This window comes from Acidovorax sp. (genome assembly GCF_022763525.1).
Classification (GTDB): domain Bacteria; phylum Pseudomonadota; class Gammaproteobacteria; order Burkholderiales; family Burkholderiaceae_C; genus Acidovorax.
In genome coordinates this window covers 1-7,101 of the sequence record NZ_JALEGG010000186.1, presented here as the reverse complement: position 1 = coordinate 7,101, position 7,101 = coordinate 1, and the positions used below count along the sequence as shown (strand labels likewise).

6 protein-coding genes are annotated in these 7,101 nt (G+C 63.9%); all 6 read left to right on the top strand.

What is annotated here, in order from left to right; translation table 11 throughout:
* Window positions 1–491: aminotransferase class V-fold PLP-dependent enzyme (locus MRY84_RS14235; RefSeq protein WP_291506371.1), on the top strand; the 491-nt coding region annotated here is incomplete at its 5' end.
* Window positions 492–535: 44 nt separating this feature from the next.
* Entirely contained in the window at window positions 536–1,633 is a 1,098-nt protein-coding gene (pheA, locus tag MRY84_RS14230; protein ID WP_291506370.1) for a prephenate dehydratase, read from the top strand.
* A gap of 9 nt (window positions 1,634–1,642) precedes the next feature.
* On the top strand, window positions 1,643–2,515 hold the full coding sequence (locus MRY84_RS14225; protein ID WP_291506369.1) for a prephenate dehydrogenase: 873 nt from the start codon (window positions 1,643–1,645) through the stop codon (window positions 2,513–2,515).
* Window positions 2,516–2,679: 164 nt separating this feature from the next.
* Window positions 2,680–4,716: a bifunctional 3-phosphoshikimate 1-carboxyvinyltransferase/cytidylate kinase gene (locus MRY84_RS14220; protein WP_291506368.1), complete on the top strand. Its 2,037-nt coding sequence runs from the start codon at window positions 2,680–2,682 to the stop codon at window positions 4,714–4,716.
* A 210-nt stretch (window positions 4,717–4,926) separates the two neighbouring features.
* Window positions 4,927–6,612 carry a 30S ribosomal protein S1 gene (rpsA, locus tag MRY84_RS14215; protein WP_291506367.1) on the top strand — a complete coding sequence of 562 codons (1,686 nt, stop codon included), beginning with the start codon at window positions 4,927–4,929 and terminating at the stop codon, window positions 6,610–6,612.
* Window positions 6,613–6,747: 135 nt separating this feature from the next.
* A complete protein-coding gene (locus MRY84_RS14210) occupies window positions 6,748–7,083 on the top strand; it encodes an integration host factor subunit beta (protein ID WP_291506366.1) in 336 nt (111 codons plus the stop codon).
* Window positions 7,084–7,101: the final 18 nt, after the last annotated feature.

Here is a 7,101-nt window from a genome sequence, read left to right as displayed (position 1 = left end):
TGACCCTGGTGATCGTGCGCGAAGATCTGCTCGGCCATGCCTTGCCAGCTTGCCCCAGCGCCTTTGACTACAAAACCGTCGCCGACAACCATTCGATGTTCAACACGCCCCCCACCTGGGGCATCTACATCGCGGGCCTGACCTTCCAGTGGCTCAAGCGCCAGACCGAAGGCAGCTTGAGCGGCGTCGCAGCAATGGAACAGCGCAACATCGCCAAGGCCGCCTTGCTCTACGACGCCATCGACAGCTCGCAGTTGTATGTCAATAAAGTGGCGCCCAACTGCCGCTCGCGCATGAACGTTCCATTCTTCCTGCGCGACGAAAGCCGCAACGATGCCTTCCTGGCGGGCGCCAAGGAACGTGGCTTGCTCCAGCTCAAGGGCCATAAGTCCGTGGGAGGCATGCGTGCCAGCATCTACAACGCGCTCCCCATGGCCGGGGTACAGGCTCTGGTGGCCTACATGCGAGAATTTGAACAAAAACACGCCTGAACACAAATCAAACATCCGTTCACGCGCCGCGCACAACCCTCCCCATGAACACTCCGCAAGCCTCACCCGACCTCGCCAGCCTGCGCTTACAGATCGACAACATCGACCAGCAGTTGCTGACGTTGCTCAACCAGCGGGCGCTGGTGGCCGAACAGGTGGGCGAGGTCAAGAAGCGCGAAGGCACTCCGTTCTTTCGCCCCGACCGCGTGGCGCAGGTCATCGAGAAGATCCAGACCGCCAATCCAGGCCCCCTCAAGGGCGCTCACGTAGCCGCCATCTGGCGAGAGATCATGTCTGCCTGCCTGGCACTGGAAGCGCCGCAGCGTGTAGCGGTGCTCGGCCCAGAAGGAACGTTCTGCGAACAGGCGGCCATCGAGTTCTTCGGCGGCGCAGCCGACCTGATGTACTGCGCCAATTTCGACGAGGTGTTCCACGCCACGGCCGCAGGCAGCGCCCAGTACGGCGTGGTGGGGGTAGAAAACTCCACGGAAGGCGTGGTCACGCGGTCGCTGGATCTCTTCCTGCACACGCCCACGCATGTGGTGGGCGAAGTCAGCCTGCTGGTGCGGCACAACCTGCTGCGCACCAGCAACTCGCTCGAGGGTATCGAGGTCGTGCTGGCCCATCCCCAGGCCCTCGCGCAGTGCCAGGCCTGGCTCTCCAAGCATTTGCCGCACGCCGAACGCCGCCCTGTATCAAGTAATGCGGAAGGCGCGCGCCTGGCAACGACGAACCCCGCCTGGGCAGCCCTGTCCAGCGAGCGCGCGGCCACGCAGTTTGGCCTGCACATCGTCGCGCATGCCATCCAGGACGACGCCTACAACCGCACGCGCTTTGCCATCATCTGCCTGCCCCATACGCTGCAGACGCCTCCGCCATCGGGCAAGGACTGCACGAGCTTGGTGGTATCAGTGCCCAACCGCCCGGGCGCCGTGCATGACCTGCTGGTGCCGCTCAAGACCCATGGCGTTTCCATGACGCGTTTCGAGTCACGCCCGGCCCGCACCGGCCAGTGGGAGTACTACTTCTACATCGACCTCGACGGCCACCCCGCTCAGCCCCATGTGGCGAAAGCCTTGGAAGAACTGCGCAGCCTGTGCGCTTTCTACAAGGTGCTCGGGACCTACCCCGTGTCTGCGTAAGGAGCCGCCATGTTCGAACAACTGGGACTGATCGGCTGCGGGCTCATGGGCGGCTCGTTTGCACTGGCCATGAAGAAGGCGGGCCTGGTCAAGCGTGTCGTGGGCTACAGCAAGTCGCCCTCCACCACCGACCGCGCCCGCCAACTGGGCGTGATCGATGTGGAAGCGCCCTCCGCCCTGCTGGCCGTTGCCGGCGCCGACATCGTGCTGGTAGCCGTGCCTGTGGCGGCTACCGAGGCCACACTCAAAGCCATCAAGCACCTGGTCACGCCGCAAATGCTGATCATGGACGTGGGATCGACCAAGGCCGACGTGGTGCAGGCGGCCCGCCGGGCCTTGCGTGACCAGGTGGGCTCGTTCGTGCCGGCTCACCCCATCACCGGCCGCGAAGTGTCGGGCGTGGAGCACGCCGAAGCCGATCTCTACAGCGGGCGCCAGGTCATCCTGACACCCACCGAGCGCACCTTCACCGCGCAGTTGCAGCAGGCCCAGGACCTGTGGACAGCGCTGGGCAGCCGCGTTTCCAGCATGTCGCCCGAGTCGCACGACGCCGCCTTCGCAGCCGTGAGCCACCTGCCGCACCTGCTGGCTTTTGCCATGATGAACAGCATCACAGGCCAAGTGCATGGTGACGACTTCCTCTCATTGGCCGGCCCAGGCTTCCGCGATTTCACACGGATTGCCGCGAGCGATCCGAAGGTGTGGCGAGACATCCTGCTGTCCAACCGTGAGGAACTGATCGCCCAGTCCAAGCTGTTCCAGCAGACGCTGCACACGATTGAGCAAGCCATGCAAAAAGGGGATGCCCAGGCACTGGAAGATATGCTCACGCTGGCCAGCGAAACCCGGGCGCATTGGCGCATGGGCGCAAAGCGGAAGTAACCCCCACTGAGTCGCCTGCGGCGCCTTCCCCCCGGGGGGACGCACCCGGTGGCCTGGCGGAGCCAGTTCCACGGGTGCACCGGTGTGGGGGGGCGCCAGTTGCGCAGGCCCTGGGCCGCGCGAACGCTCTTTGCTCTTTGAGCTGCAATGGACGAAATTCACCGATGTACACCACCGCCTTCCTAGACCTGCCCCCCTTGCAAACTGCGGGCGGAGACGTCCGCTTGCCCGGCTCCAAGAGCATTTCCAACCGTGTGCTGCTGCTGGCGGCGCTGAGCCACGGTACGACCACCGTGCACGACCTGCTCGCGTCGGACGACACGCGGGTGATGCTGGATGCGCTGCGCGCCATCGGGTGCACGGTGAACGAGCAGCCGGGCAGCAGCACGGTGCACATCACGGGCCTGGGCGGCCGCGAGCCCCGCTCGCCCGCCAAGCTCTTCCTGGGTAACGCGGGCACAGCCATGCGCCCCCTCACCGCGGCGTTGGCACTGCTGGGGGGTGAATTCGAACTCTCGGGCGTTCCGCGCATGCACGAGCGGCCGATCGGCGATCTCGTCGATGCGTTGCGCCAACTGGGCTGCCACGTGGACTACCTGGGCAACGAAGGCTACCCTCCCCTGCGCATCGCCCATGGGACGGGCGTACCAGCCCTGGCGCTGACGGCGCCCATCCGCGTGCGTGGAGATGTCTCCAGCCAATTCCTCACGGCGCTGCTCATGGCGCTGCCGTTGGCCGCAGGCACGCAATCTGTCGTGATCGAAGTCGTCGGCGAACTGATCTCCAAGCCCTACATCGCCATCACGCTGCAGCTGCTGGCGCGCTTTGGCATCGTGGTCGAGCACCAGAATTGGCAGCGATTCACGATTGCGGCGGGCAGCCGCTACCAGTCTCCCGGCAGCATCCATGTCGAGGCGGACGCTTCGTCCGCTAGCTATTTCATAGCGCTTGGCGCAATCGCACCCAGCGCTGACGGCCTGAATGGCATCAGGATTCAGGGCGTCGGCCTGGATTCAATCCAGGGGGACATCCGATTTGTGGAGGCTGCGCGCGCCATGGGCGCCGTGGTCACGGGCGGCCCCAACTGGCTGCAGATCGAACGTGGCGCCTGGCCGCTCCAGGCCATCGACCTCGACTGCAACCACATCCCCGATGCCGCCATGACGCTGGCGGTGATGGCGCTGTATGCCGAAGGCACCACCACGTTGCGCAACATCGCCAGCTGGCGCGTGAAGGAAACGGACCGCATCGCCGCCATGGCCGCCGAGCTGCGCAAGCTGGGCGCCTCGGTAGAAGAAGGCGCGGACTTCATCCGGGTGACGCCGCCTTCGCAAGTGCAAGCCTGGAAACCCGCCAGCATCCACACGTATGACGACCACCGCGTGGCCATGTGCTTCTCGCTGGCGGCCTTCAACCCGGCCAGCCTGCCCGTGCGCATCGAAGACCCAAAATGCGTGGCCAAGACATTCCCGGACTACTTCGAAGCCCTGTTCTCCGTGGCGCAGACAGCCACCGAGCGCATTCCGGTGATCTGCATCGATGGCCCGACGGCTTCGGGCAAGGGCACGGTGGCAGCGGCGGTGGCGCAGCGCCTGGGTTACCGTTTCCTGGATTCCGGAGCGATGTACCGGATCACGGCCCTGGCCGCGCTGCGCGCCGGACTGACCATCCACCCCACCGACGAAGCCCGCATCGCGGCCCTGGCCCGGACCCTGCCAGTGCGCTTTGAGAACGGCCGCGTGTGGCTGGGCGACGACGATGTGACGGAAGCCATCCGCACGGAGGAGGCTGGAATGAACGCTTCCCGCGTCTCCGCCCTGCCCGCTGTCCGCGAGGCGCTGGTGGACTTGCAGCACAGCTTTCGACGCCTGCCGGGCCTGGTGGCTGACGGCCGCGACATGGGAACGGTGATCTTCCCCGGGGCCCCGCTCAAGGTCTATTTGACGGCCAGCGCCGCCTGCCGCGCAGAACGCCGCCATAAACAGTTGATTTCAAAGGGTTTTTCGGCTAATATCGACGACCTTCGTGCGGATTTGGAAGCGCGCGACCTGCGGGACAGTTCCCGTGCCGTCGCTCCTCTCAAGCCCGCGCAAGACGCTCGGGTCCTGGACAACTCCGATTTGACGATTGAACAAGCCGTCGAACAGGTGTTGGCCTGGTGGCAAGAGCGCCAGCCTTTTGCAGTTGCTGCAAAAGGCTGAAACGTGCGGGAGCCTTCATGCCAATGAAGGCTCCGCAGGCGGGGCCGAAAGGCCTTTGCCACAGGCCCACACAGCCCCTCTCGCGCGCCAGCGCACAGGTTGTGTGGATCGCTAACCTAACCCGCGGCCCAGCCGCAAAAAACCACCGCAAGCAGCTATAAAAACGGTAGCAATGGTGCTACCGGAATCCTGTTTGTGGCAAGGAAACACATGTCCGAATCTTTTGCCGCCCTTTTTGAAGAATCCTTGCAGCGCACGGAAATGCGCCCAGGCGAAGTCATCACCGCTGAAGTCGTGCGCGTCGAGCACAACTTCGTGGTCGTGAACGCCGGCCTCAAGTCCGAAGCCTACGTGCCGCTGGAAGAGTTCAAGAACGACAAGGGCGAAGTCGAAGTCCAAGTGGGTGACTTCGTGTCGGTGGCCATTGGCTCCATCGAAAACGGCTACGGCGACACCATCCTGTCGCGCGACACTGCCAAGCGTCTGGCTTCCTGGATGAGCCTGGAAAAGGCCCTGGAATCCGGCGAATTCGTCACCGGCACCACGTCCGGCAAGGTCAAGGGCGGCCTGACTGTCCTGGTCAACGGCATCCGCGCATTCCTGCCCGGTTCGCTGATCGATACCCGTCCGATCAAGGATCTGACGCCGTACGAAAACAAGACCATGGAATTCAAGGTCATCAAGCTGGACCGCAAGCGCAACAACGTGGTGCTGAGCCGCCGCGCTGTGGTGGAAGCCTCCATGGGCGAAGAGCGCGCCAAGCTGATGGAAACCCTGAAGGAAGGCTCCATCGTTCAAGGCGTGGTCAAGAACATCACCGAATACGGTGCGTTCGTGGACCTGGGCGGCATCGACGGCCTGCTGCACATCACCGACATGGCATGGCGCCGCGTGCGTCACCCTTCCGAAGTGGTGACGGCTGGCCAGGAAATCACCGCCAAGATCCTGAAGTTCGACACCGAGAAGAACCGTGTCTCGCTGGGTCTGAAGCAAATGGGCGACGACCCCTGGATGGGCGTGAACCGCCGCTACCCCCAAGGCACCCGCCTGTTCGGCAAGATCACGAACATTGCCGACTACGGCGCGTTTGTCGAGCTGGAACCCGGCATCGAAGGCCTGGTGCACGTCTCCGAAATGGACTGGACCAACAAGAACATCGCTCCTTCCAAGCTCGTTTCGCTGGGTGACGAAGTCGAAGTCATGGTTCTGGAAATCGACGAAGACAAGCGCCGCATCAGCCTGGGCATGAAGCAGTGCAAGGCCAACCCTTGGCAAGAATTTGCCCAGGAAACCAAGCGCGGCGACCGCGTGAAGGGCCCCATCAAGTCCATCACCGACTTCGGCGTGTTCGTGGGCCTGGCTGCCGGCATCGACGGCTTGGTGCACCTGTCCGACCTGTCCTGGAACGAACCCGGTGAGTCCGCCGTTCGCAACTACAAGAAGGGTCAGGAAGTCGAGGCGATCGTGCTGGCTGTGGACGTGGACCGCGAGCGCATCTCCCTGGGCATCAAGCAGCTCGACGGCGACCCATTCACGACCTTCGTGACCGTGAACGACAAGGGCCAGACGGTGACCGGCAAGGTCAAGACCGTGGACGCCCGTGGCGCTGAAATCGACCTGGGCGACGACATCGTCGGCTACCTGCGCGCTTCGGAAATCTCCCGCGACCGCGTGGAAGATGCCCGCAATGTGCTGAAGGAAGGTGACGAAGTCACGGCCGTGGTGGTGAACGTGGATCGCAAGACCCGCAACATCCAGTTGTCGATCAAGCAGAAGGACATGGCCGACGAGCAAGGCGCGATGGCCAGCCTGAGCCAGCAATCCAGCCGCGAAAGCGCCGGCACGACCAGCCTGGGCGCCCTGCTGCGCGCCAAGCTGGACAACTCGGAAAAGTAAGACACTGGCTTGCCGGGATACCTCTGCGCGATGATTGTGCAGAGGCCCGCAGATCAGTCAGACGGCGGGCGCTTCGGCGCCCGCTCTTTTTTTGAAAGACCTGCACACTGCAGACCGCCCATGCCGCAAGACTCCATGACCCGCTCAGACCTCGTTGAAGAACTGGCTGCACGCTTTGGCCAGCTCACGCACCGCGATGCCGAATACGCCGTGAAGACCATCTTGGACGCTGTGGGCGATGCTCTGGTGCGCGGGCACCGCATCGAGATCCGCGGCTTTGGCAGCTTCTCGGTCAACCACCGCCCTCCCCGCATGGGCCGCAATCCGCGCAGCGGCGAGGCAGTGGCCATCCCGGAAAAACGGGTGCCGCATTTCAAGCCGGGCAAGGCCCTGCGCGAAGCCGTGGACAAGCGCACGGCCGAGATGGAGGTGACCCCTGACATGCCGGGTAGCGTCAGCACTCAAAAATGATAGCTATTGGCGCTTGAT

Bases quoted from the DNA above. Each gene is read 5' to 3' on its own strand.
- pheA (WP_291506370.1), top strand. From the start codon at position 536: ATGAACACTCCGCAAGCCTCACCCGACCTCGCCAGCCTGCGCTTACAG.
- MRY84_RS14225 (WP_291506369.1), top strand. From the start codon at position 1,643: ATGTTCGAACAACTGGGACTGATCGGCTGCGGGCTCATGGGCGGCTCG.
- MRY84_RS14220 (WP_291506368.1), top strand. From the start codon at position 2,680: ATGTACACCACCGCCTTCCTAGACCTGCCCCCCTTGCAAACTGCGGGC.
- rpsA (WP_291506367.1), top strand. From the start codon at position 4,927: ATGTCCGAATCTTTTGCCGCCCTTTTTGAAGAATCCTTGCAGCGCACG.
- MRY84_RS14210 (WP_291506366.1), top strand. From the start codon at position 6,748: ATGACCCGCTCAGACCTCGTTGAAGAACTGGCTGCACGCTTTGGCCAG.